Raw genomic sequence first — 26,934 nt, 5'->3', positions numbered from 1 at the left:
TAGCAACTCATTGATTTGCAAATTGTATTAATTAAAAAACGACAAAAACCGTTTGTGCAATTAAACCGTAAGTTTTGAATAAAGATTTCAATTTAACTGTAGTAAATCGCCCCAAATTCGAACAACATTTTAGCTTGTTATCAAACAAACCGATTCGACTTGGGCATTAACGGATTAAAATACCATAATTTATGGGGTTGGTTGTTAGTCAACCAATTCCTTGTTTTTGTAAACATTAGAAAATAAGCCATAAATAGGATGCGACACGCAGTGACTGCGTTTTACAGTAATGAGCACCTAATTGCCTGGATCTAGCCGTGAGGTTATACCGATTAATTCAGGCCCGTAATGCAGAAAAAATCGTGTTGTTTGATGACCTCATTTAGAAGAATCACGTCATCATGAAACGTATGTTAATTAATGCAACTCAATCAGAAGAGTTGCGCGTAGCCCTAGTTGATGGGCAAGAACTGTATGATTTAGACATTGAAAGTCCAGGTCACGAACAGAAAAAATCAAATATCTATAAAGGTAAAATCACTCGAGTAGAACCGTCACTTGAAGCCGCATTCGTTGATTACGGTGCAGATCGTCATGGTTTTTTACCCCTCAAAGAAATTGGTCGCGAATACTTCCCTAAAGGTTATTCATTCCAAGGCCGCCCAAACATTAAAGAAGTGGTACAAGAAGGCCAAGAAGTCATCGTTCAAATCGATAAAGAAGAACGTGGCAACAAAGGCGCTGCACTAACTACCTTTATTAGCCTTGCTGGCTCTTATTTAGTATTAATGCCAAATAACCCTCGTGCTGGCGGTATTTCTCGTCGCATCGAAGGTGATGAACGTACCGAACTCAAAGAAGCAATGGCTGAGCTAGAAGTACCTAATGGTATGGGCTTGATTGTGCGAACTGCTGGTGTAGGCAAAGAATCAACAGAGCTAAAGTGGGACTTAAAAGTACTACAACATCATTGGGACGCTATTCAAGAAGCTGCTCAAAGTAAAGCCGCGCCATTCTTAATTCATCAAGAAAGCAACGTGATTGTTCGCGCTATTCGTGACTACTTACGTCGCGATGTGGGTGAGATCCTTATCGATCACCCACGTATTTTCGAAGAAGCTAAATTGCACATTGGTTTAGTTCGCCCCGATTTTGTAGAACGTGTAAAACTATATGATTCTGAAGTACCGTTGTTTACTCACTTTCAAATTGAGTCTCAAATCGAGTCAGCGTTCCAACGCGAAGTGCGTTTACCTTCAGGCGGATCAATTGTTATTGACCCGACAGAAGCATTAACGTCGATCGATATCAACTCAGCCCGTGCAACTAAAGGCGGCGATATTGAAGAAACAGCGCTAAACACTAACCTTGAAGCTGCGGATGAAATTGCTCGTCAATTACGTCTACGTGACTTAGGCGGTTTAGTGGTTATCGACTTTATCGATATGACACCTGTTCGTCATCAACGTGAAGTAGAAAACCGTTTACGTGATGCAGTACACCATGACCGTGCTCGTGTGCAATTAGGTCGTATTTCTCGCTTTGGTTTAATGGAAATGTCGCGTCAGCGTCTGCGTCCATCGTTAGAAGAATCAGCAGCTCACTTGTGTCCACGTTGTCATGGCCAAGGCACTATTCGCAGTACTGAATCATTAGCGCTATCGATTTTACGTTTAATGGAAGAAGAAGCCATTAAAGAGAACACTACACAAATCGAAGCGATTGTACCGGTTGATGTTGCTGCGTTCTTATTAAACGAGAAACGTAAAGCAATTCGTATTACCGAAGAACGTCACGAAGTTGAAGTTTACATCATCCCAGATGCACACATGCAAACACCAGATTACCGCGTTGTACGTCGTAAGAGTGATGATGAAGTCAGTGAATCTAGCTATAAGCGAGTAGAACAACCAGTCGCCAAATTGTATGAGCCTCGTAAGCTTGAGCGTGCAGCGTCTCCTGAGCCTGCATTAAAAGGCTTTACTGCTCCACAAAAAGCCGCTGAAGATACAGTACAAGCAATACCTGCAAATGTCGCTCCGGTGGCAACGTCTAATCAGCCAGGATTATTCACTCGAATGATCTCAGCAATTAGCGCCTTATTTTCAGGTAATGAAGCTGAGGCCAAAGATACCAAAGCAGCTGAACCAACGAAAGAAACGGCTCAAACTAACACCCGTCGTAATACCCGTCGTAATGACACTCGTAACGACAGCACTAACCGTAATGACAAACGCAATGATAGTCGTCGTCAGCGAAATGACAGCGATAAATCAAAAGACAGCACAGAAGCTCGTCCTCAGAATAAGCGTAATGAACGTAATAGCAGAAATACGGTTCAAGATGACAACGCCAAAAACAAACCGAGAACTGAGAAAGTTGACAAGCCATTGCCTGTCAATGAAACCAAAGCAACAGAGGCTAAAGTAACAGAGTCTAAAGTTGCTACGGAAAAATCTCCAAAACAAGAAGCTGCTCGTGAGCGTCGCCAGCGTCGTAATTTACGTCGTAAAGTGCGTATTGAAAGCGAACAGAGTGAAACATTACCAACAACCGATGTTAATGATAATAAATCAACTGAGCAATCAGTTGAGGTAATGACATCAGAACCTAAAGCGGTAGAGTCAAAAGTAGCTGAAGAAAAAACATCAGAAACGAGAGCGCCACGCAGTCGTCGTCAACCTCGTAAAGAGAAGACTGAACAGGCGGTTGAAGCACCAGCAGAAAATGGAACAGAGCAAACAACTGATCCAGTTACTGAAGTAGCAAATGTTACCAGTACTGCTGCTCCAGTTGAAACTGACGCTACTGCCGTGGTTGAAGTAAAAACAGAAACAACTCAAGCAGATGTTGATACTGTCACTGAAACGGTAGTTGCTAACGCTGGCGTTGTAACTGAAACGGATGAGTCAAGCTCAAGCGCTGACGATGCTACATCAGACAGCGAAGCTGAAGGCCGTGAAGGTCAACGTCGTAGCCGTCGTAGCCCGCGTCACTTGCGTGCAGCAGGTCAACGCCGTCGTCGTGATGATGAAACGGGCTCTACTCAACCAGCCGTTTTCACACCTAATGATGAGCTAGAAAAGCAATTAGATGCTGAACAAGCTAGAGCTCAAGCGAAGACTCCAGATATTGAAGGTGAAGCAATTGCTGAAGTCGTTAATACACCTGTTGAACCCGTTACTAAGCCAGTTGAAGCCTTAGAGACAGAAGCTAACAAAGCTGATGCTGTAGCGGTTAATGTTGAAACAACTGAAACGCCAGTAGAAATAAAGGTGGCACCTCAAGCAGTAAAAGCACCTGAGGCCCCTGAACTTAAAGCTGAAGTAGAAGTTGCTAAAACAACGGTTGATGTTGAAGCTAAACAAGCACCGGTAGCGACACTGACCGAAACAACATCTATTGAAACTGAAAAAACCGCAGCGTTAACTAGCAAGCAAGATAAATCGGTTGCGGCCAATTCATCAGCGCCAATGGCTAAGCCTGCTGCAATTGTGCGCCAAGCTAAACCTGAAGTGGTAAAAGACGTCACGGCGGCAATAGCAGCCACGGTTGCAACTGAAGTTGCACCGTCGATAAAAGCACCTGTAAAAACAAGTCGCTTTGGTTCTATGGTGTCATCTGACACGACTAAACCTACGGTTGATGTACGTGAGCAGAAAGCTGTACCTCAAGGGCGTACTTATGAAGCCCAAGCAACTGAAAGCAACACTCCCAAAGTAGCAAAGAATAACAGTGCATCTGCTGATATGACTCGCCCTGGAGAGTAACGATAATAAGGGGCTAACTAGCCCCCCATTATTTATAAAGCCATGCATAGCATGGCTTTTTTATTGACAATATTAATAGAAAACTCAAAAAACAGTCTCATTGGATTGATATCATCATAGTTCAAAAAACAAATGTTTTTTGTTGAAATAACCCCTCTTTTTATTAACTTACAAACAAAACCAGAGGTTAAATGTTCGATCTCATTCGCCATAAAACAAGTAGTAGTAAAGCCGATATTTTGTCAGGATTAACCGTGGCGTTAGCCTAATCCCAGAAGCAGTTGTCTTTGCGTTCGTCGCCCATGTTGAACCTATGGTAGGACTATACGCTGCCTTCATTATGGGTTTAATCACCGCATTAATTGGCGGGCGACCAGGTATGATTTCCGGCGCTACAGGTGCTATGGCAGTAGTCATGGTGTCATTAGTGATTGAACACGGTGTAGCGGCATTTACCGATCTGGCTTTTGCTGTGTTTGTTGGTGTTATCGTATCTGCTTTGGTGTTTGCATGGCAACATGCAAAACACATCAACGTAGAGATAAGTGAAGACACAAATGGCTGGAAAATATATCGCTTAAATGGGCCATTATTCTTTGGCTCAGTGGCTAATTTCCTTGAATTATTTGATGCTAAAAATAATAACTAAGATGTGATTATTGATTTTCAAAATTCACGAGTGGCAGATCATTCAGCGTTAGAGGCTATCGATACCTTAGCTGAACGTTATGTGGTTGCGGGGAAACGTCTGCATTTACGTCACTTAAGCCAAGATTGTAAAGCGTTACTGCATAAAGCACGGGACTTGATTGAAGTTAATATTATCGAAGATCCCCACTACAAAGTGGCCGACGATAAATTAGACTAAACGGACATAATACCAATGCCAATAATTATCTGGTCATTCAGCGGGAGTTACTCAGGCTTTCCATTTCTTTGTTGCATTGTTTTACAAGGGAACAACCATTCTTTCAACAATGCGCCTCAAACTGGAGAACCTGAGAGGCTCTGATTGAGCGCATAATTAATGGAATTGATATAAAAAAAGGGGTGATTGAATATTCAATCACCCCTTTTTTTATTATGCTTAGCCCTAATACAAGAGCAAAAAATTTAGTTTACACTTTACGCTTATCTGCAAACTTACTCATGACTTTATCAAATTTAGGCTTAACCACTAATTGGCAATAAGGTTGTTCACCATGCTTTGCAAAGTAGTCATCATGATAATTTTCAGCAGGATAAAATGTGTCAAACGCACTGATTTCGGTCACTATCGGCCTAGGCCAAAGTTGTTGTTCAGTTAACGCATGAATAAATCGGTTTGCAGCATCTACTTGTTCACTGTTATGGGCAAAAATAGCTGAACGATACTGTGGCCCTTTATCATTACCCTGTTGATTAAGTGTGGTCGGATCGTGGCTTTCAAATAGTACGCTAAGTAAGGTGTCAAATTGAATAACCGCAGGGTCAAATTCAATATGAACCACTTCTGCATGAGCTGTTTTACCAGAACACACTGCGTCATAATTTGCATCTTTTGCTTCACCGCCACAATAACCTGATTTAACACTGTGCACGCCATTAAGTTGAGCAAAAATAGCCTCAACACACCAAAAGCACCCAGCGCCAAAAGTGGCCTTTTGGTAAGAAGCTACCGCCGAACTTGATTGCGCTAACTCATCACGGGATTTAAAAATCATCGATACTGAATTAACACAATGACGAACATTATTATCCGTTAAATGCTCGCCTTCAAACACATGACCTAAATGACCGCCACATTGTGCACAGGTGATTTCGGTTCGATGACCATCAGCATCAGGAGTATGTTCTACTGCGCCCTCGATTTCATCATCAAATGCAGGCCAGCCACAATGTGCATTAAATTTATGTTCACTGTTATAAAGAGGTGCATGGCACTTTTTACATAAATAAACGCCTTGCGCATCATGATCAACATATTCACCGCTGAAAGGCCGTTCTGTACCTTTTTGTTCAATTACATATTTTTCAAATTCGGTTAAATTATTCATTGTCGGCTCTCATTGAGTTGTTTGTCGCAAATATTAACAAAGGATACGTGAGATCCGCAGCATCAGTTCAACCAATACAACATGAAGACACGCAAAGAATTGCGACAAAGTGTGACTAAGGTTACCATTAGCAGTGGGTCAACACACTAATAAGAAAATATAATGAAACTAAATACAATTGATTACTTAGCACCAGATAGCGCTGAGCGCTTTGTTGAATCGCTTCAACAAACAGGTTTTGGGGTACTATCGAATCACCCTATTCAAAAGCAACTTGTCGAAGACATTTATAAAGAGTGGTACAACTTCTTCCAATCTGAACAAAAACATGACTTTTTGTTCAAGTCAGAAACACACGATGGATTTTTTCCTGCATCGATTTCTGAAACAGCCAAAGGTAACAATGTAAAAGATATCAAAGAATATTATCATGTGTATCCTTGGGGCCGTATTCCTGATTCACTTAGATCCAATATTCTTGCATATTATGAACATGCCAACACCCTAGCTGCGGAATTACTCAGTTGGATTGAAAAATATACACCTGCAGATGTTGCGGCAAAATATACGATTCCATTACCTGACATGATTGCTCAAAGCCAGCAAACCTTATTACGCATTCTTCATTATCCTCCAGTGAACGGAGATGAGGAAATGGGCGCAATCCGTGCCGCGGCGCATGAAGACATTAACCTCATCACCATATTACCTGCAGCAAATGAACCTGGACTACAAGTGAAAACCAAAACCGGTGAATGGATTGACGTACCTAGCGATTTTGGCAGCATCATTATTAACATCGGTGACATGTTGCAAGAAGCATCGGGTGGCTATTTCCCTTCGACATCACATAGGGTTATCAACCCTGAAGGGACAGACAAAACCAAATCACGGATTTCATTACCGCTGTTTTTGCATCCTAATCCAGAAGTCGTGTTATCAGAGCGTTATACCGCTGACAGCTATTTACAGGAAAGATTACGTGAATTAGGCGTCATTTAAACATTAATGCTTCATTTAGCAATGATACTAAGCGCCTTCGGGCGCTTTTTTTATGCATTTAATCTGCTAACGAGGTAGAATATCACTTTTGTATTTATTGTATTTACTCTCCGGTTTATAAGGCAACATCATGGCAATTCAGTGGTATCCAGGACACATGCACAAAGCACGTAAAGAGATCGAGGAGGCAATGCCTCAAGTGGATCTCGTTATTGAAGTGCTCGATGCACGTATTCCATACAGCAGTGAAAATCCGATGGTGTCACAACTACGTGGTGATAAACCCTGCATTAAATTACTGAATAAATCTGATTTAGCCGATCCTAAGGTTACCGCCCAATGGATTGAATACCTAGAACGTGAACAAGGCGTTCAGGCATCAGCAATCACAAGTTTACAACCCAGTATGGTAAAAAGCATTCCTGATCTTTGCCGTAAACTGGTGCCACACCGTGACATTATGGAAAAAGACATCCGCACCATGATCATGGGTATTCCTAATGTTGGTAAATCTACAATTATTAATACCTTAGCGGGTCGCACTATAGCCAAAACAGGTAATGAACCTGCTGTCACAAGACGTCAGCAACGTATTAACTTACGTAACGGAATAGTACTATCGGATACTCCGGGCATTTTATGGCCAAAGGTGGACAATGAAGCCAGTAGCTATCGCCTTGCTGTCACTGGTGCAATTAAAGATACCGCTATGGAATACGAAGATGTGGCAATGTTTGCTGCTGGCTATTTCCTTAAAGCCTATCCCGACGAAATTTGCGAACGTTATAAGCTTCAATCGCTACCCGCCAGCGATATCGAATTACTCGAAGCTATCAGTCGTTCCCGCGGAGCACTTCGCCCTGGCGCACGAGTTGATTACCATAAAGTATCTGAACTCTTACTACATGAATACCGCTCAGGGAAAATCGGACTATTAAGCCTTGAAACTCCAGCGATGGCTGAAATAGAAAAAGAGGAAGTTGCACGTAAATTAGCTGAGAAAGAACTCATTAAACAGCAGAAAATAGAGCAAGAGAAACTTAAACGCTCCGGTAAACGTTATAACGATTAAGCCGAACAAAGTCTAGGTCGTCAACATCAATGCCGGCCTAGCACTTATTATTCAGAAAGAACTGCCATGCTTAAGTAGCCTGAATTAAGTAACCATAATTAATTAACCTAGATAAGTAGCCTTAGTTAAATCTCCTTAGTTAATTGATTATATTTCAACGTTTAGCTAACTTAATCGCCAATGCCATTAAACTGGCCTCAAGCAAATCGATAACCATCTCAAATCCTCGCTCACCACCATAATATGGGTCAGGTACTTCTTCGACTAACGAATCACCATAGCTTAATATCAACTGTAATTTATATCGTAAATGGACAGGACACCTGTCTTTCAAATCATTTAAATTGGCAAAGTCTGCCGCTAAAATCAAATCAAATCGTTCAAAATCAGCATCGATAACCTGCCGAGCTGTCATTCCTGAAAAATCAAGTCCGCGCTTGTTGCCAGCAATAATACTGCGACTATCCGGAGCATGCCCTTGATGATAAGCAATAGTCCCTGCAGAATCGATATCAAGTTGAAGCGAGTGACGTTTCATTTGTTGCCTAAACACTGCCTCTGCCGTCGGCGAACGGCAAATATTGCCCATACAGACAAACAACACCTAGCGAACATTTAAAAGATATTTATCATCGATCATTGATAACCGCCATTTTCTCCAGTTTTATATCATCACTTAATCATGTTGCCGATACCTTAACCGGGGTTATGATCATTACTAATTGTAGTTTTACATTTAGTTCTACATTTAGTTTTACCATTATTATTTAATAATACACCACGCAACATGTCAGCAAGTTTGAGCGTTATTGTGATGGCCTTTGGCGTAGAAAAGTAGCAAATCTTGGTGTCCCTTTTTGAGTTAAGCCTAAATATTGATAAGTAATTATCGAACCAACTAAAGGTGGATTTTCTCGTTGTTTATCGCTTAAACCACTGCCTATATTAAACACGATCCCTGCAGGTGTTTTTACGATTAACGCACCTAGCTTACCTCTATATTTACCTTTACCTTCTGTATGACCAATCACTACAGCTTCAGCGTCATATTTGGGTTTGAGCTTAACAATATACTCACTGCGGCCGACAGCATAATGCGCTTGCTGATAATGTAACATCAATCCTTCACCGCCAGCATTAACGACGGAATCAAGCAGTGTAAACAAAGCTTCCGTTGAAACCACTGGCCCCTGCTTAATGACCTGTAAATGTATGGAGGCCGTTTGTTCTACCAACATTTTCATTGCTGAATAGCGATCAATAAAGGGGCCGGAATGTCGTGGCAAATCAAACATCATAAACTTGACTTCCAGCCACTCTTTATCAGGTACTTGCTGACGTCGAACCAATGCAGAAATATCTTCGAAACGATTACGACCTAACCAAAGTTCACCGTCAATAGCAGTATTAGGAAAACCAAGGGTAAACGACGCAGGTAGAGTCACTTTTCGGCCACTGCGAGTCAGCATATTACTGCCATCCCAATAGCCTCGAACGCCATCGAGTTTCTCGCTGATTAAGTATTCAGTGACGTCGATATCTTGTTGATACTTTGTTGCTAACTGAATAGGAGGAATTGATAACACTTCACTCTTTATCGTAAAACAATGCAGTGAACTAATGACCAAAATTAAAATATAAGGTAGCTTACGCATATGCAATCCTTGCTAATAATAAAATCCATTTAGTGTCTTTTCGTTTTCGTTTTTGTTCAAAAGTTTATTTCAATGCCTCAAGTGTTTACTGTATTGGGCATCAAGTCACTTCCGAGCAATACCGCTCAAAACACTGTTATAACACCTGCCATTCGTGACGAAAGACTTACGCCTGTTTAAAATGATTATCTGTAATGTTAAGTGAGCCTAGTACAAACAGAAGAATTATCCATTCATTGGTCGGGCTTATTTTGATATAAATCGATGCATGATGAGGGCAGATATCAGCACAACGATAAATGTTTTTTCTGCTCTACAGCACATCATAAGACCGAAATAACCGCTGGATGCATATGAACAGAATGTTACAATCTACGGAATGAACATCAAAAAGATAATGAGCAAAATGAAACCAGAGAACAATCATGGTCTAAAACGCGTATTTCGAGCGACAGGATTTTCAATGCTAGGGCTAAAGTCAGCGTGGAAAAATGAAGCGGCATTCAGACAAGAAACCGTGCTTGCTTGCCTAATGCTACCTATTGCACTACTACTCAATATCAGTAGTACTGATCGTATTTTGCTTATCATGACGGTGTTAATTGTATTGATTGTAGAATTGTTGAACTCCGCTATTGAAGCGGTAGTTGATCGGATTGGTGATGAGATCCATCCACTCAGTGGTCAGGCAAAAGACATTGCTTCTGCAGCAGTCTTTATCAGTTTAGTATTATGTGCCATCACTTGGGGCATCGTTATTTGGCCATTACTGTTTTAATAACAGCCAGACGAATATCATTTAGTGTGCTTAGCGGTAGTCAAAATTGAAATGGCTTGTTCAATATAAGCAAGTCTTTCATTTTCAGCCCAATAAGCAGCATACACATGCCGATGGATACATTTTGCATCATCGACAACATACAGAGTCCCGTTATCTAAATAAGGCTGTATGAGTGCCTCAGGCAAAAATGCACATCCGCCGTTATTAAGTATAAAGTCCAACGCCATACGAGCAGAACTTGTATGTAATACCGGCAAAGGTAACATGGTAAAATCCTGAGCATGAGTGATATTAAAGGCAGTCCCCCAATCTACTTTTATATAAGGTAAAGTAGGTGTTTGAGTAAGCTTAACGCCTGCTTGTTTGCAGACTAAATACAATTTTACTTCAGCAAGCTTAACTAATATAACGCCATCAAGCTTTGGAGGATCAAACGTAATCGCAATATCTAAGGTTCGTTCAATAAGTTGACGAGTCATTACTGCTGCAGGTAACACATCCGTTCTTAAAGCCACTCCTTCCAAGCCTAAATGTAATGGCTGTAAAAAACCTTGTAAAAAAGCATCCCAAATATTATCGCCAGCCGACAACGCTAACTGAGCACTGTGCTGCTGATTTAAAATAATATCTTGTTTTGCTCTTTCCCAGGCGTTAAGCACGGCCTCAGCATGGCCGAGCATTCTTTCACCTGCCGGAGTTGGTTGAATGTTGTTACGTAAGCGTTCAAATAACTCTATACCCAGAATATTTTCTAATTGCTTTATCCTAAAACTGACAGCACTTCGAGTGAGGTATAGATTTTCAGCCGCTTTACCAAAGTGTCGAGTACGGGACACTTCTAAGAAGGTTTTTAATAAATCTGTATCCATAAAAATTCTTTACCATTAAGGACAAAATATTTTGATTTAAAAAATGATAATACTAGCCAATACTCCAGTTGCAAATCTTTATATCTCATAATCTAGAAGGTATTAGCCATGTCTCAGCAATCATTTATCAATGCAAAACAAGGTATTGATGCTAACACCAATGGTCATAGCAACAGTTTTCAATCTACTAAACGCTTCTATGATGACGTGAATTTCCCAAAAGGATTTAAACGTTGTGGTGATTTTACCAATAAGGAAGCTGAGTTGCTTGAACAACACGGTCAAGCAATGAAAAATTTAGCCGATGGCTCGCAGTTACCTTGTCATGTTGACGAAGACCAATTTGTTAACGTTTTACAGGGTAAAAAACCTGCAACAACACCAATGGAGCTATTGTGGTCTAAATATTGTCGTCTAGCAAAAGGCAAACCATTTTATGCTGTTGTTGGGACAATTCACGCGCCAGCAAGCTCTAAAGTTGAAATTGAATTTGACGATGTAGAAGAAGATGCTTCTGACACCGATGAGTCAGAATAAACTATCTTTCAACGGCTAAAGTCGCCACATTAAACATGTAACATATTTGTTGCATGAGTAGTAAAAGTAGAGTCAACATCCTGCTCTACTTTTCTTGTTCTGTCACATTTTTGTCACCCACCGCAGATACGCCAATGCTCTGGCGCCTTTATCCGTGTTGACTTTTCGCTGGAATGGTTGTTTTTACACCGTTGAGTTCAAGCTATTAACGAAAACTTGATTTAGCGCAATAATTCTATACAAATACTTCACATTTAGTAGCAAGGTGCTAGTATATGCACTGAACAGTTTGTCGTTTTTATTTTAACTTAATGTTTATGGCTGCGCATTTTGATAATCCTTATTTGGGATATCAGCGCTGAATAGGTTAGGTATTAAATTCGACAAAAGCATCATATGAAGACGCATATCCTGTGATATAGAAAAAATAATAAATGCGGAGTTTCAATGATAAGATCTTTTATTTGTATAGTGTTGTTGATATTAGGTACTCGAACTGCTGCGGCAGAAACGGAACTATCAACTAACAACTCAACAGTTACCGATAAATATACCCTTGATATCGGTATGTTTTATGCTAATTCAGATTCAAACTTCATCGCTACAAACCCTAAAACAGGCGGAACATTCCCGGTAGACTTTGAAGATGAACTGCTACTTGCTGAAGAGCAATACTTACCCTACTTTGAATTCACATTCTCTTTTAACCAACGCCATAGTATTTATATTGATTGGAAGTCGTTGGATCGCAAAGCAGACACTGAAACGGTATCAGAAGATTTTATTCTTGAAGATATTGATGGAAAAGACTACCTGATTGAAACTGGCGCCAAACTGAATACCGAACTCAATATTGATATTCTGCGAATTGGCTATGGTTATGACATATGGCAAGGAACTCACTACGCTGTTGGAGTATCCGTTGGTATACATACCATGTTTATCGAAACCGCTTTTAAAGGCACTATCGGTATTTGCGTGCCAGACTCAACCTTAACCAGTTTATGCAACGATGCAGTAGCAACACCTGAAGTGATAGACGACACTCTAACGGCGCCTCTACCAGACATTGGCCTTTACGGCTCTTACGAATTTTATCCTGGTTGGACATTTGATGCTCACGCCCAATATTTTGCTATCAAATATGATGATGTAGATGGATCACTTATCGATATCCGTTTAGGTGTTGAAGCTAAGGTTTGCGATAATTGGTCATTAAAACTGGCTTACAACTATTATGATGTTGATGTCACAATCGAAAAAACACGTAATGTCGGTAATATTGAACAGCGTACTTTTGATTACAATATAAACTACAGCTTTACTGGCCCAATGTTTGCTGTCTCTTACGTTTTTTAATATGATTCAAGTCACTAAAAAAGCATCTTCGGATGCTTTTTTGTTATTTGTATCACTATAATATCATGGTACAAACTCTGCTATTATTGTTATATTTACTTCAATTGTAGATTTTTTAAAGTCTTTCCTTAGCCCGGATCATGAGGCACTTAATGTCGAACACTCTACTGCAAACCGCTGCAGCCAATTTGAAAAAAGCTGTTCCGTTAATGTTAAAATATAGAATACCCACAACACCAACAAACTACGCGCTTTGGTATGCTTACGTGGGTGAACAAAACCCGTTACTTAATCAAGAGTTAGATACTGCAGTAAAACAAAATCAAACCTGTTCACCAGTGACCAGCGAATTGTTATATCGTAAACATGTGGCTGATCCGGTTGAGCTAGATGTGCGCGACATGCGTAAGAACCTTGATGCTATGGTATGTGAGTTATCTCAGTCACTCAAAGATACTAATTTGGACACTGAGACATTTCAAAATCAAATTGATAAAGATTTTAAAAAATTAAGCGAGCTTGAAAATAAAGGTTTCTCTCTCGAGCAAGTGATTGGTATTATTAGAAATATCGTTAAAGAATCTTCCAGCATCCGTTCTAGTACCGTGAGTTTTACCGAACAACTCCAAAAAGCTCAATCAGAGATTGATACTCTCAAAACTCGTTTAGCTGAATCTGAAAAAGACATGCTATTTGACGCCCTAACCAATGTGTTAAATCGCCGTGCATTTAACACTGACATTGAAGCGCAAATAAGTTCAGCCCCTGCGGGTACCTGCATGATTTTAATTGATATTGATCACTTTAAAACCTTCAACGATAATTTTGGTCATCAACTTGGTGATTTAGTCCTAAAAACCGTTGCGAAACGGATCCAAGAAGCCTGCCGTGACGGAATTAAATTGTACCGTTTTGGTGGTGAAGAGTTCGCCATTATTGTGCCAAGTAGTCAGTTTAGAGTTGCTAGACAATTAGCTGAAGGCATTCGCAGAGCGCTCGAAAAACTCAGTGTCAAAGACAGACGCAGTGACAAGGTTATTGATTCGATAACCGCATCTTTTGGTGTTGCTGAATGGAAACCTAAGCAAAATGTATCGCAATTAATTGAAGCAACCGATAAGTTACTGTACGAAGCAAAACGCTTAGGTCGTAATAGAGTGATGCCAATCGCAAACTAATCATTCTGGTAATATCAATTGATTGATCGCCCGCTTTTGCCTGCTCATACTGAAAAGCTAACTGCGGGCAAAGTTGGGCTTAATATTTTCGACTACGAATTATTTCGGTAATTGCAGATAACTCGCGGCATGTTCAGCTGTTGCATTGGCTAAATGAGGCACATAACCTAAAAATGGTCCCTGCATCATCTGCTGTAAACTGTTGAGGTTATCGTCAATAAAAGCCATATCAGGGTCCACTTGATTAGCAACCCACCCCGCTATCGACAATCCGTCGGCCAACACAGCCTCTTGAGTTAATAACGCATGGTTTAAACAGCCTAGTTTCATGCCTACAACTAAAATAACCTCAACCTGAGATATCGCCTGTTGACCTTGAACCAGCTGAATTTGTTGTAGCTTGGCGTGCAATAATTTAACAGTCTCAGATAAATACTCACCATTACCTAGTGGTAAACGCCAGCCACCAGCACCTTCTATCAAGGCAAAATCTGCATCTAACATCGCGGGATGGTACATAGTATCAAGTACACGTTGAGCCGTTAATGTTTGATTAGTTTGTTTGGCAGCAATGTGCGGCGCTATAGCGGGTTCAAAACAAATAGGATTCACCACTTGATACGGTAAATCCATATTCGACTGAGCTATTAGCATTAAGGCATCACTGTTGCGTAAGCCCGCGTCGGTGGATATACATCCTGATGCTATCGGTTTAAAGCCACATTTATGGCCTTGAGCCTTGGATAATAATGCAGCCGAAACTAAGGTTTTACCGCTGTCGGTATCGGTTCCTGTCACAAAGTACAACATCGTTTCAACCTCGCTTGGCGCGGATATACGCAATTTGATAAGTTAATGGCAAGCCTTTATCGGTACGCATTGTTTCTGCAAGTACGATGCGTTGCTGCCATTGTTGCTTTGTGAGTGGCTGATGCTGTGTTGAATTGTTTTCGTCTTGTTGAGCAAACGACGCACCCACCCCCTTTATTGAGTACAGCAAGCTGCGCAAATCATCAAAATACACGCTAATACTCTCAACATGGATATCAATGCTGTGCCAATCATCCACAGTCGTATGAGATGCACTCAATGCGGCATTAAGTGCCGATACGGAATAAAATGGGTTAACTCTAAAGCCTAATGTTTGTAATTCAGCCAAACTGCCATCAACAACTACACTAAGATGACACTCACCATTTTGTCGCAATACTCGATGAAACTCAGCAAATGCTTGTGGTAACGTTTGGCACCATTGCAAGGCTAAATTAGAATAGATACTGTCAATGGAAGCACTCTGTAATCCAAGCGCCTGTGCGTCGCTGCATATCGGTAAATAATCAGGGTGTTGTTTGGTTAATTGCTTAAGCATGCCATGAGCGATATCAACCGCAACGACCTGCTTAACATCAAAGGCATGAAAACTCGTACCAGGACCGGCACCCACATCAAGTAAGGTGCCAAATAGATGCGCATTGTCTAATAATTGCTTAGCGGTAATACGTTGTAATACATCATGTTGCTTGTAATGAGATGCGGCGATTGAAAATTTGCTTGCCACTGGATTATCTAACGTCATGAGAGTCTCATCGATACGATTTATTTAGCCACTGTTTGTGACGCTAATGCACCTAGCTTTGCGTCAGTATCACTATATTGGTGAATAAGCTGAGTTAAAGTGCTCACAAGTGATTGAATATCAGCGGCTTTATGCTGTGCATTTAACGTAATCCGCAAACGCGCCTGACCTTTTGGCACGGTTGGTGAACGAATAGCACCAACTAAAAAACCTTGTTGTTTTAACTGCTGCGCAATAGCGATAACCTGATGATTATCACCGATCATAATCGGTTGAATTGCGGTAGTAGAAGACATAATACTCAATTTATTTACTAATGCGAGTTGCCTAAACAATGCAATATTAGCCGTTAATTGTTCCAATAATTCTGGGTGAGTTTGTTGCCAATTAATTGCCGCTAATGCTAATTGAGCATTGGCTGGCGCTAAAGCAGTTGAGTAAATATACTCACGACACGTCGCAACCAAGTAATCAATCACTTCTGTGGAGGCTAAAATAGCGGCGCCTTGACAGCCTAGCGCCTTACCAAAGGTGACGACTTGAATATCGACATTATCGGCATTAACAAACGAGCTTGGTAATACCCCAAAACCATGGGCATCATCGACAATGAGCCAACAGCCATGTTGCTTACATAAATCCGATAGCTCAACAATGGGGGCTATGTCGCCGTCCATACTGAATACGCTCTCGGTAACCACTGCGGTATTGGGATTTCGTTCAATAATGCGTGCAGCGCTATTGATTTCGTTATGCAAAAATCGGCTAATTTTGCTGCCGCTGTCTTTTAAACCGTCAATGACAGAGGCATGCACCAATTTATCAGCAATGACCGTATCATCGGGGTTAAACAAGGTTTTCATTAACGCGCTATTGGCACTAAAGCCTGAACTAAACAGCATACAAGCTTGGTGACCGGTAATCTCACATAAACCTTGTTCCAGCGCCACATGGGCTTGGCTATAACCACTTACAAGCGGTGATGCCCCACTGCCCACACCATATACTGTTGCACCGTCGTAAAGTGCTTGTGCTAACGCTGGTTCATGGGCTAAACCCAAATAATCATTATGACTAAAATCAATCAATACTGACTGTTGCGACGTTGCTGTCACATGTCGCTGGCGTAAAAGACCTGCTGCGTTTAGTTCAGCAAGCTTTTCACTTATCCGTAAAGCTATTGGGTGTTTCCCAATCGCAGGCAGGCCTAATGACGTCATGCTTAATTACAGCGCTGCTGCGTCAAAAAACTGCTTGGTCGACTTATCTTGTATGGCGTTAGCTTTGGCTAATAATGCGTTATCTGTTTCGATGTGGACTTGTGGGCCTTGTTCCGGGTGCAAACCTAAACGACGGAACAAATTCATATCATCGTTTTCTTCTGGGTTTGCTGTAGTTAATAGCTTACAACCGTAGAAAATAGAGTTAGCACCAGCAAAGAAACACATAGATTGCAGTTCATCACTCATGCTTTCTCGTCCTGCAGATAAACGCACCCGCGACTTAGGCATAATAATGCGGGCTACAGCAATGGTGCGCACAAATTCAAGCGGGTCAAGATCATCTATATTCTCAAACGGCGTACCGGCCACTTTGACTAACATGTTGATTGGCACCGAATCTGGATGTTGTTCTAAATTGGCCAATTGTTGCAATAAACCGGCGCGATCTGTGGCTTGTTCGCCCATTCCAACAATGCCGCCAGAACAGACTTTCATCCCAGATGCACGTACGTTTGTTAGCGTATCTAAGCGACTTTGATAGGTGCGAGTGGTAATAACGTCGCCGTAATATTCTGGTGAGGTATCAAGGTTATGGTTGTAGTAATCCAAACCAGCATCGGCTAATTTCCCGGCCTGCTCAGATGACAACATGCCTAATGTCATACAGGTTTCCATGCCTAAGGCACGAACATCTTTTACCATTTGCGTTAAATATGGCATATCTTTGTCACGCGGGTTACGCCAGGCTGCCCCCATACAAAAACGCGATGCTCCAGCAGCTTTAGCACTTTTAGCCTCGGTTAATACTTTATCAATTTCAAGCAAACGTTCTTTTTCAAGGCCTGTGTCATAGCGTGCGCTTTGTGGACAATATTTACAGTCCTCAGGGCATGCACCGGTTTTAATTGATAAAAGACGGCTTATCTGCACTTCGTTAGGGTCAAACGTTTCACGATGAATACTGTGAGCCTTAAACAATAAATCATTCATAGGCAGCGCAAACAATGCTTCAATTTGTGCTTTTTGCCAATCGTGACGAACTTCAGCTAACGACATGGTTCATTCCTTTATTTTGATTTTATGTTGGCTAGGATACCCTGAGCCCGTAAACTGTCAACGCAACAACCACTTTGCGCTTTACTAGTGGTCAAATGATGAGCACCTATAATTATGGCACTTCCCGACACAAATACCACTATCGATTACGCTTTCGATGCACAACATATATGGCACCCTTATACCTCTATGACCCAGTCTCTGCCTGTATATGGAGTCATTTCCGCTCAAGGTTGCGAGTTGACTTTAGACGATGGCAAGGTACTTATAGATGGCACCAGTTCGTGGTGGTCTTGTGTGCATGGTTATAGTCATCCGACCATTTTAGCGGCTATGCAAAAGCAGTTATCACAACTGAGTCATGTGATGTTTGGTGGCATAACCCACCAGCCAGCCATTGAAACCTCAAAACGCTTAGTGCAGATGACGAGTGATAATTTAACTAAGGTTTTTTTAGCCGACTCGGGCTCAATTGCAGTAGAAGTTGCATTAAAAATGGCGCTGCAATATTGGCAAGGCCGAAATCAACCACAAAAGCAGCGGATTATGACCGTAAAAAGTGGTTATCATGGCGATACCTTTGCCGCAATGAGCGTATGTGATCCTGATGGTGGAATGCACACCATGTTCGGTAATAATGTCACTGAACAAGTCTTTATCCCTGCGCCAACGTCTAAGTTTAATGACCCCCTTAATCAAACAGATTCACTGGCTTTAGATGCTGCATTTGCTCAACATCACCAAGATATTGCAGCCGTAATTATTGAGCCCATCATGCAAGGCGCTGGCGGAATGCGTTTTTACTCCCCAGCGTATCTGACTAAACTTCGTCAACTTTGCGACCAATACGATGTGCTACTGATTTTAGATGAAATAGCGACTGGATTTGGCCGCACCGGCACCCTATTCGCTTATGAACATGCCAATATTGAAGCGGATATTTTGTGTGTTGGTAAGGCCTTAACCGGTGGATATATTAGCCTCGCGGCCACCTTATGCAGTGACGAAGTAGCTAATGGTATTAGTGACTCACCTGCAGGTGTATTTATGCACGGTCCTACCTTTATGGGTAATCCATTGGCATGTGCAGCAGCGACCGCCAGCTTAGATTTATTGCTTGCAGGCGATTGGCAACAGCAGGTAAAAGACATTGAAGCGCATTTAATACGTACCTTACCTGCTGCCATGACGTCAAAAGAGGTTAAAGATGTACGAGTACTTGGCAGTGTCGGCGTAATAGAAATGCACTCGCCAGTGAATACCGCAGCCTTACAAAAAGCCTTTGTTGACTTAGGTGTGTGGGTAAGGCCATTTAGCCGCTATATCTACATCATGCCGCCTTATACTATTAGCGCTGCCCAGTTATCCGAACTAACCTCTGCCATGTTGTTAGTTGCCGATACCCTTGTTCCTACCGAAGAGAATCAAACGTTGATTAGCCATGGATAATCAACGCTAGGCTTTTCTCTGCATGGGCAGGTCTCAATTTTGGTCATTCTCAGTTTAGGTAGATCAAAGTTTAGCTTAATCTAATACCTCTTGAGCGTGGGAAATGATGGCATCTGAAACGTCTTTATAGACACCTTTAAGTAAAATCCAATGTTGCCAGTAGAGCGTTTCAGTGATGACATGGTCTTTACATATGTGCACTAACTCACCTGAGGCTAGCTCTGGTTTAATTTGCGTTTTTGGCACTAAACAATGGGCAGCGCCATGTTTAGCAATGGTCACAAAAGCATCTGATGAACGTACAGCATGTAATGGGTATTCACCTTGCATCAGACTAAAATGCTGTTGAATATAGCGTGTGTGCATATTGTCTTTGTGATCAAACGCAATACCCCGAGCTTTTCTAAGACTGTCTGCACTAATTCCATTAGGGAAGTAATGACGACTAAACTCAGGTAACGCCACTAGCAGATAGTCGACACAGCCTAATCGAGTTAGTTGACAACCTTTAATCGGTGTAGATAGCACCGAAATGACGCCAAAAGCTTGGCCATCCTTTAACCTATTAATCGTACGATCTTTACCTTCAACATCGTTCAAAAATGTATGGCGAAATCAGTACCAAATTGCAACACATATTACAGCAGCTAATAGTCGTAAAAAAATTATCGGCACCACATTTTCGGTCACCTTGCTTAACCCTCATGTGTATTTAAATACTGTGATGATATTAGGTAGCGTGGGCGGCACTTTTGATGGTAACGAAAAATGGGCATTTGCTATAGATACCATACTGGCGTCGGTTTTGCGGTTTTATACTATTGCACTTGGCGCCGCTAAACTTGCCCCTTGGTTAGGTGCGCCGAAAGTTCAACGCGTGATTGATGTCTTAGTCGGCACAATTATGCTTTTTATCGCCTATTCAGTATTTAATACTTTATTAATAATACCAACAAATTTATAGCGACAGACAACACATGAAAATCAAAAGATATTCATAAAAATAGTAAAGAATTAACTCTCCATCGGCACAAACCCAGCTTGCTGTTTTATGCGTATTAACCATTGATTAATCTTTGGGTAATGGGCTAACTCAAAGCCACCTTGATGAGCTACATGAGTGTACGCAAACAAAGCAATGTCCGCTAAGGTAAGCTGCGAACCACACAGAAAGGGTTGCTTAGCAAGTTCAGCCTCCATAACCACAAGCGCTTTATGGCCTTTAACGTGCAGTGAGTGATATTCAACTAAACGATCATCAGGCAACCCTAAATACAACTGAATAAAGCGTGCAACGGCAATATATGGCTCATGACTATATTGTTCAAAAAACATCCACTGGTACATTTTCGCTTTACTAAAGACATCAGTTGGGATCAACTCAGAGCCCTCTGCAAGATACCCCATAATGGCATTAGATTCAGACAACACTCTGCCATCATCGAGTTCAATTGATGGTATTTTTCCTGCTGGATATTTAGCTAAAAACTCTGGTGTCTGCGTTTCACCTTTCGTGATACTCATTTCTTGCCATAGATGCTCAACACCTAGCATATTCAGCACCAGCTGCACTTTATAACAATTACCTGACATGCTATCGCCATAGGCTGTGATCATTAGTTGTCCTCAACGCTAAATAACTCACTTACTTTTTGACCAGACTAGAAATTAACGCGCGTAATGCGGCAGGTTTAACCATCTTAGCCATATAGTGATAGCCGCGTCTTTCGACATCATCAACCAACTCTTTATTGGTATTGGCAGTAATTAATATTCCAGGTAAATGTTCACCATAACGACTGCGAATACCATTCATCGCATCAATACCATTTTGATCATCATCTAAATGATAATCAGCTAACATGATGTCAGGGGCAACCCCTTTAAGCCCTAACTTAATTCGAGCGTCAGCAAGATCTTTGGCACAAATAACCTCGCATTGCCAACGACTTAATAACGACTCTAGCCCCGCGAGAATGGCATCTTCATTATCAATACACAATACTTTAATGCCAGCTAAAGGCTGTAATAATGTTGGTAAAGGCTTAATGCTTATTTGGCTGACCGTTTCACCTAATGGCACGAATATAGAGAATAGAGAACCATGGCCTAAGGTTGAACTTACATGAATTTGATGATCAAGTACTTTGCTAATCCGATCGGCAATCGCTAGCCCCAGCCCCAAACCACTGACATTACGACTACTGGGATGATTAAGACGTTTAAACTCTTTAAAAATTTCTTGTATATCAAACTCATTAATCCCACAACCCGTATCGAGTACTTGAATCTCGATAAAGTCACCTCGATGTCGGCAACCAAATAACACTTTACCACCTCGAGCATAACGATAAGCGTTGGTTAAAAAGTTTTGTAAAATACGCCGCAACAATGAAGGGTCGGAGTTCACCGTCGCGGTAGAGGGCACCATCGAAAAAGAAATTTGGCTGTCACTTGCCATTGCATCAAATTCAACCGATAAACCATTAATCACTTCAGCAATAGCAAAATCACGGCGGTTAACGTCCACCATGCCAGAGTCGAGCTTAGAAATATCGAGCAAATCGGTCAATAACTCTCCCGCTATTTTCAACGAACTATTCACATGAGTTAAGGTGGTGCGGGCTTCAAGATCCAGATTAGGATATTGTGATAACGATGCTGTAAATAATCTCGCGGCATTTAGTGGCTGCATTAAGTCGTGGCCCACTGCGGCTAAAAAGCGAGTTTTAGACGCGTGTGCCATTTCTTCCTGTGCTTTAGCTTCAAGTAATTCACTGTTTAACATTGCCAATTCATAGGTTCGTTCTTGTACCCGACTTTCTAATGTTTCATTGGCTTCCAGTAACGCCTTCTCTTGTAAGCGATATTGGGTAATGTCAGTAAATGTCATTACAAAACCGCCATCAGGCATTGGGTTTCCTTGAATTTTAATCACTTTACCATCTTGGCGTTCACGCTCAGATGTGTGCGGTGTTCCATTACGCATATGTTGAACTCGCACAGCAACCTGGTTTTCAATGTCTCCAGTACCACAAAAGCCGCGCAATGCATTAAATCGCACCACATCAGCAATAGGCATTCCTTGGACTAAAAAGCTTTCAGGGTACTGGTATAGCTCGACATAGCGATAATTCCAGGCAACTAAATTAAGATCTTTATCGACCACACTCATGCCTTCATAAGCATGTTCAATTGCGCCACGTAACATATCTTGGCTTAAAATAATTTTAGAGGATGCTTCATCAACGAGACTGAATACCTCATCCAGCGCCAAATCGCGGCCTTGCAGGACTGAGTCCATCACTAATGATGCACTTGATGCACCTAAAACCCCTGACAACATATGTTCGGTGTGGGCAATTAATTCTTCTGGGGCAGCTTTGTACCAACTATCACTTTTTACTGCATCGGCTGAAAAACGACTAAAACTCTCATAAGCACGAGTAGGACTCACAAATCGGCTAGCCAAAATTAACAAATCTTGTTGCGAAATAGGCCCTTGACGTTTTTTTGAATCTTTTTTTGATGACCAAGGTTTAACAAAATTACTCGCTTGAATGCGCTCAGCAACACCCGCTCTAAACCAAATAGACCCTAGTACATAGCAAAATATATTCGCTAACAAAGCAATCAAAGTATCACTAACATTTGGGGTTATCGAATTGAGTAAGCCTGACTCACTACCAATCAAACGGGCTTCACCGGCACCTTGAAGTAAAATAAAACACCACAGGCTAAAACCGACAGCAAGGCCTAGATAGACACCAGCTCGATTGCCGTGCTTCCAATATAATCCGCCGACTAGTGCGGGCGCTAGTTGAGAAAATGCACCAAAGGACATCATCCCCAAATGTGAAAGTGAATCACTGTCGGTAAACAGTAAGTAACTCAAATAGCCGAAGCCTAAAATAACCACAATCGATAAACGGCGTACATTTAACAATAATTGAGAAAATTGGCTGAAGTTTTTTTCCCTTATTTGCCCCGTTCGCAGTAAAAATGGCACCAGCCACTCATTACTGACCATCACACTGATAGTCACCACAGCAACAATCACCATCCCCGTTGCTGCAGATAAACTACCTAACAAGGCAACAACCGCTAATATTGGTTGGTCTAGTGCCAAAGGCAAATTAATCACATAGGTATCAGCAGATACCGAATCACCCAAAATAATTTTACCGGCTAATGCTAATGGCGCGACAAACAAGCCAAACAAGGCTAAATAAATCGGAAATATCCAACGTGATTTATTTAAAATATGCTCGCCGCCACACTCGACCACCATCACATGGAACTGCCTTGGCATACATAAAAAAGCGGCCATTCCAACAAATAGTTCAGGGAGAAACGACTCTAAACGAATGTGACTATTTTCGATTAATGCTTTATCTGATGCCTGCTGCCAAATATCGCCAAAGCCATCAAAAACACCAAAACTAATTACCACGCCGACTGAGATAAATGCCGCAAGTTTAACCAATGACTCAAACGCAATCGCGACCATCATTCCAGGATTATGTTCAGTCGCATCTAATTTACGCGTACCAAATAAAATGGCAAAAATGGCCAGTAACATGGTGATCAATAATGGCACCGCCACTGGGCTTAAGGGGGTATCATCAGGTTGAAATAAGTTAAGGCTAAACACCATTGCTTTAAGCTGTAGTGCGATATAAGGCATGATGCCAAACAATGCAATAAGCGTGACTAAAGCCGCTAATAACTGTGACTTGCCATAACGAGCAGCAATAAAGTCGGCAACTGAAGTAATGTTTTGTGCTTTAGACACTACAACCATTTTTCGTAGCATGCCAAACCCAAGGGTAAACACTAATATTGGGCCGACAAAAATAGGTAGAAATGACCATAAATCATTGGCAGACTGACCTACTGTGCCTAAAAAACTCCATGATGAGCAATACACCGCTAAGCTGAGCCCATAAATCCATACTTGAGCTTTTTGGTTTATTTTACTAAACCATCGCTCGGCACCCCATGCCAAAATAAACAGCAATGACACATAACACACCGCAATCACGGCCACGATTAAGGTTAAGTTCATGAAACGTCCGCTATCACTTTATTATTATTAAAAATCTGTTTTATTTTCATCTAAAACATCATGTATTGAGCAGAAAACAACCTACATAAGAGAATCGATATAAATAATCGACCAAATCTGCAGCAATCATTACCATATTAACACGTGCAACAGACTAAATATTAAGGATATTTTAAAACTAGACCAAGGTCTAATAGTGCAAACAGCCCGTTGCAGATGATACTTTAACCACGCCATTTTTAGAAAGGGAAGCCCCATGACCCCGCAGTCTCTTTACAAAGTTCCTAGTGACATTGCAGAAAACGCACTGGTTAATAACGATCAATATAAGAAAATGTACCAGGAGTCCATTATTAATCCAGAAGGTTTCTGGAGAGAACACGGCAAACGTATTGATTGGATTAAACCTTATACCAAAATTAAGAAAACGTCTTTTGATGATCATAATCTTTCGATTAATTGGTTTTATGATGGCACGCTCAATGCCTCGGCCAATTGTTTAGATCGTCACCTTGAAGAACACGGCGATAAGATTGCTATTATTTGGGAAGGCGATGACGCCAACGAACAACGCAAATTAACTTACGCAGAACTGCATACGCAAGTGTGTAAGTTTGCCAATGCGCTACGTAGCCAAGGGGTTAATAAGGGCGATATCGTCACTATCTACATGCCTATGGTGCCTGAAGCTGCAGTAGCGATGCTGGCTTGTGCTCGCATTGGTGCTGTTCATTCAGTGGTATTTGGTGGCTTCTCACCAGACTCGATAGCGGCAAGAGTAATTGATGGAAAATCAAAAGTCTTAATTACCGCCGACGAAGGTGTTCGTGGTGGCCGTAAAATTCCTCTAAAACGCAGTATCGATGAAGCAATATCAAATCCTGATGTTACGTGCGTCGAAAAAGTCATTGTATTTAAGCGCACTGGTGGAGATGTAGATTGGGTTGAAGGCCGAGATGTTTGGTGGCATTCACTCATGGAAGTTGCTTCAGAATTTTGCCAACCAGCAGAGATGAACGCCGAAGATCCATTATTTTTGCTTTATACCTCAGGTTCTACAGGTAACCCTAAAGGTGTGCTGCATACTACTGGCGGTTATATGGTATATGCCTCGATGACACACGAATACGTGTTTGACTATAAAGCAGACGAAGTATATTGGTGTACAGCCGACGTAGGCTGGATTACTGGCCATTCGTATATGGTATATGGACCTTTTGCTAATGCCGCCACGGTATTAATTCATGAAGGCGTACCTAATCACCCTACTCCAGCTCGATTAGGTGAAATGATTGATCGACATAAGGTCAATATCCTGTATACCGCGCCAACCTTAATTCGCGCATTAATGGCTGAAGGTAAAGAACCTTTTAGTAGCTATAAAGGCGATTCATTGCGCATTATGGGTTCTGTGGGTGAACCGATAAACCCAGAAGCTTGGCGTTGGTACCATGAAGTGATTGGTCATGAGAACTGCCCTATCGTCGATACTTGGTGGCAAACTGAAACTGGTGGCATTCTGATTAGTCCATTACCTGGCGCAACTGATACCAAACCTGGCTCAGCGACTCGACCATTTTTTGGGGTACAGCCAGCACTGGTTGATAACATGGGTGATATTGTTGAAGGCACTGGTGAAGGTAACCTAGTTATCCTTGACTCGTGGCCAGGCCAAATGCGAACAGTGTACGGTGACCACGATAGATTTGCGCTGACGTATTTTAAAACATTCCGCGGTATGTATTTTACCGGTGATGGCGCGCGTCGTGATGAAGATGGCTATTATTGGATTACAGGCCGTGTCGATGATGTCATCAACGTTTCGGGACATCGCTTAGGTACTGCTGAAGTGGAAAGCGCTTTAGTGTCGCATGAACTCGTTGCTGAAGCGGCCGTTGTGGGTTACCCCCATGACATTAAAGGCCAAGGCATTTATGCATACGTCACCCTAACTCGTGGCATTGAGCCAACAGAAGAGTTACGTCAAGAACTTCGTCAATGGGTTCGTAAAGAAATTGGTGCACTTGCAACCCCGGATCTTATCCAATGGGCAAGTGGTTTACCTAAAACGCGTTCAGGCAAAATTATGCGTCGATTCTTACGTAAAATTGCGGCTAATGAAGTCACTAACTTAGGTGATTCTTCTACTCTGGCAGATCCTGCAGTGATTGATACCTTGATTGAGTCTCGCTTAAACAAAACAGAGTAATAAAATCAACTTATGATGTTCTATCCACCCTGAGAAATCCTGACCAATTTCTCTTTTCGCCCCTCGATTGAGGGGCTTTTTTTATCTAAAAATT

At 41.6% G+C, this 26,934-nt stretch carries 21 protein-coding genes and 1 pseudogene; 11 read left to right on the top strand and 11 right to left on the bottom strand.

Going from position 1 to position 26,934, the window contains the following annotated elements:
• The first annotated feature begins 401 nt into the window (after positions 1 to 401).
• Both rne and CXF88_RS10610 read left to right on the top strand, forming a co-directional pair.
• Entirely contained in the window at positions 402 to 3,770 is a 3,369-nt protein-coding gene (gene rne / locus CXF88_RS10615; RefSeq protein WP_101086806.1) for a ribonuclease E, read from the top strand.
• Positions 3,771 to 3,961: 191 nt separating this feature from the next.
• Positions 3,962 to 4,638: pseudogene (locus CXF88_RS10610) on the top strand (SulP family inorganic anion transporter).
• Positions 4,639 to 4,888: 250 nt separating this feature from the next.
• Here CXF88_RS10610 and CXF88_RS10605 read toward each other — a convergent pair.
• Positions 4,889 to 5,806, bottom strand: a complete 918-nt coding sequence (locus CXF88_RS10605) for a bifunctional methionine sulfoxide reductase B/A protein (RefSeq protein ID WP_101086805.1) — start codon at positions 5,804 to 5,806, stop codon at positions 4,889 to 4,891.
• 162 nt (positions 5,807 to 5,968) lie between these two features.
• On the opposite strand from CXF88_RS10605, the gene CXF88_RS10600 reads away from it, so the two are divergent.
• Both CXF88_RS10600 and ylqF read left to right on the top strand, forming a co-directional pair.
• A complete protein-coding gene (locus tag CXF88_RS10600; RefSeq protein WP_101086804.1) occupies positions 5,969 to 6,808 on the top strand; it encodes a 2OG-Fe(II) oxygenase family protein in 840 nt (279 codons plus the stop codon).
• Positions 6,809 to 6,938: 130 nt separating this feature from the next.
• Positions 6,939 to 7,880: a ribosome biogenesis GTPase YlqF gene (gene ylqF / locus CXF88_RS10595; protein WP_101086803.1), complete on the top strand. Its 942-nt coding sequence runs from the start codon at positions 6,939 to 6,941 to the stop codon at positions 7,878 to 7,880.
• 154 nt (positions 7,881 to 8,034) lie between these two features.
• On the opposite strand, the gene CXF88_RS10590 is transcribed toward ylqF, so the two are convergent.
• On the bottom strand, positions 8,035 to 8,484 hold the full coding sequence (locus CXF88_RS10590) for a low molecular weight protein-tyrosine-phosphatase (RefSeq protein WP_347400439.1): 450 nt from the start codon (positions 8,482 to 8,484) through the stop codon (positions 8,035 to 8,037).
• Positions 8,485 to 8,686: 202 nt separating this feature from the next.
• The gene (locus tag CXF88_RS10585) at positions 8,687 to 9,535 is read right to left on the bottom strand and encodes a DNA ligase (RefSeq protein ID WP_101086802.1); all 849 of its coding nucleotides are present in this window, start codon (positions 9,533 to 9,535) and stop codon (positions 8,687 to 8,689) included.
• A 406-nt stretch (positions 9,536 to 9,941) separates the two neighbouring features.
• Between CXF88_RS10585 and CXF88_RS10580 the strand changes: the two genes are divergently transcribed.
• A complete protein-coding gene (locus tag CXF88_RS10580) occupies positions 9,942 to 10,313 on the top strand; it encodes a diacylglycerol kinase (RefSeq protein ID WP_101086801.1) in 372 nt (123 codons plus the stop codon).
• A gap of 17 nt (positions 10,314 to 10,330) precedes the next feature.
• Here the strand turns inward: CXF88_RS10580 and hdfR are convergent, their stop codons facing one another.
• Positions 10,331 to 11,185 (bottom strand): HTH-type transcriptional regulator HdfR, encoded by an 855-nt coding sequence (gene hdfR, locus CXF88_RS10575; protein ID WP_101086800.1) that lies wholly within the window; start codon positions 11,183 to 11,185, stop codon positions 10,331 to 10,333.
• A gap of 108 nt (positions 11,186 to 11,293) precedes the next feature.
• On the opposite strand from hdfR, the gene CXF88_RS10570 reads away from it, so the two are divergent.
• From CXF88_RS10570 to CXF88_RS10560, 3 genes are all read left to right on the top strand, one after another.
• Positions 11,294 to 11,722: a DUF413 domain-containing protein gene (locus CXF88_RS10570; RefSeq protein ID WP_101086799.1), complete on the top strand. Its 429-nt coding sequence runs from the start codon at positions 11,294 to 11,296 to the stop codon at positions 11,720 to 11,722.
• Between the two features lie 447 nt (positions 11,723 to 12,169).
• On the top strand, positions 12,170 to 13,081 hold the full coding sequence (locus CXF88_RS10565) for a hypothetical protein (RefSeq protein ID WP_101086798.1): 912 nt from the start codon (positions 12,170 to 12,172) through the stop codon (positions 13,079 to 13,081).
• A 152-nt stretch (positions 13,082 to 13,233) separates the two neighbouring features.
• The gene (locus tag CXF88_RS10560; RefSeq protein ID WP_101086797.1) at positions 13,234 to 14,259 is read left to right on the top strand and encodes a GGDEF domain-containing protein; all 1,026 of its coding nucleotides are present in this window, start codon (positions 13,234 to 13,236) and stop codon (positions 14,257 to 14,259) included.
• A gap of 99 nt (positions 14,260 to 14,358) precedes the next feature.
• Here CXF88_RS10560 and bioD read toward each other — a convergent pair whose 3' ends face one another.
• The 4 genes from bioD to bioB are packed head-to-tail and all read right to left on the bottom strand — an operon-like array spanning position 14,359 to position 18,114.
• The gene (bioD, locus tag CXF88_RS10555) at positions 14,359 to 15,066 is read right to left on the bottom strand and encodes a dethiobiotin synthase (RefSeq protein ID WP_197708446.1); all 708 of its coding nucleotides are present in this window, start codon (positions 15,064 to 15,066) and stop codon (positions 14,359 to 14,361) included.
• A gap of 7 nt (positions 15,067 to 15,073) precedes the next feature.
• Positions 15,074 to 15,835, bottom strand: a complete 762-nt coding sequence (locus tag CXF88_RS10550; RefSeq protein ID WP_101086795.1) for a methyltransferase domain-containing protein — start codon at positions 15,833 to 15,835, stop codon at positions 15,074 to 15,076.
• Between the two features lie 20 nt (positions 15,836 to 15,855).
• Positions 15,856 to 17,055, bottom strand: a complete 1,200-nt coding sequence (locus CXF88_RS10545; RefSeq protein WP_101086794.1) for an 8-amino-7-oxononanoate synthase — start codon at positions 17,053 to 17,055, stop codon at positions 15,856 to 15,858.
• Positions 17,056 to 17,061: 6 nt separating this feature from the next.
• Positions 17,062 to 18,114, bottom strand: coding sequence for a biotin synthase BioB (gene bioB / locus CXF88_RS10540; RefSeq protein ID WP_101086793.1), 1,053 nt, complete (start codon positions 18,112 to 18,114; stop codon positions 17,062 to 17,064).
• 114 nt (positions 18,115 to 18,228) lie between these two features.
• Between bioB and bioA the strand changes: the two genes are divergently transcribed.
• Positions 18,229 to 19,563: an adenosylmethionine--8-amino-7-oxononanoate transaminase gene (gene bioA, locus CXF88_RS10535; RefSeq protein ID WP_101086792.1), complete on the top strand. Its 1,335-nt coding sequence runs from the start codon at positions 18,229 to 18,231 to the stop codon at positions 19,561 to 19,563.
• Positions 19,564 to 19,638: 75 nt separating this feature from the next.
• Here bioA and CXF88_RS10530 read toward each other — a convergent pair whose 3' ends face one another.
• Positions 19,639 to 20,091, bottom strand: coding sequence for a hypothetical protein (locus CXF88_RS10530; RefSeq protein ID WP_197708431.1), 453 nt, complete (start codon positions 20,089 to 20,091; stop codon positions 19,639 to 19,641).
• Positions 20,092 to 20,095: 4 nt separating this feature from the next.
• Here CXF88_RS10530 and CXF88_RS10525 point away from each other — a divergent pair, with 4 nt between their 5' ends.
• Positions 20,096 to 20,527, top strand: coding sequence for a LysE family transporter (locus tag CXF88_RS10525; RefSeq protein WP_242445133.1), 432 nt, complete (start codon positions 20,096 to 20,098; stop codon positions 20,525 to 20,527).
• A 50-nt stretch (positions 20,528 to 20,577) separates the two neighbouring features.
• On the opposite strand, the gene CXF88_RS10520 is transcribed toward CXF88_RS10525, so the two are convergent.
• Positions 20,578 to 21,177, bottom strand: coding sequence for a glutathione S-transferase family protein (locus CXF88_RS10520; RefSeq protein WP_101087211.1), 600 nt, complete (start codon positions 21,175 to 21,177; stop codon positions 20,578 to 20,580).
• A 31-nt stretch (positions 21,178 to 21,208) separates the two neighbouring features.
• Positions 21,209 to 24,631 carry a PAS domain-containing hybrid sensor histidine kinase/response regulator gene (locus tag CXF88_RS10515; protein ID WP_101086791.1) on the bottom strand — a complete coding sequence of 1,141 codons (3,423 nt, stop codon included), beginning with the start codon at positions 24,629 to 24,631 and terminating at the stop codon, positions 21,209 to 21,211.
• Positions 24,632 to 24,887: 256 nt separating this feature from the next.
• On the opposite strand from CXF88_RS10515, the gene acs reads away from it, so the two are divergent.
• A complete protein-coding gene (gene acs / locus CXF88_RS10510; RefSeq protein WP_101086790.1) occupies positions 24,888 to 26,840 on the top strand; it encodes an acetate--CoA ligase in 1,953 nt (650 codons plus the stop codon).
• Positions 26,841 to 26,934 lie beyond the last annotated feature (94 nt).

It is taken from the genome of Shewanella sp. ALD9 (genome assembly GCF_002836315.1).
Taxonomy (GTDB): domain Bacteria; phylum Pseudomonadota; class Gammaproteobacteria; order Enterobacterales; family Shewanellaceae; genus Shewanella.
The sequence above is the reverse complement of the archived record's forward strand: the minus strand, read 5'-3'. Positions and strand labels throughout refer to the sequence as shown.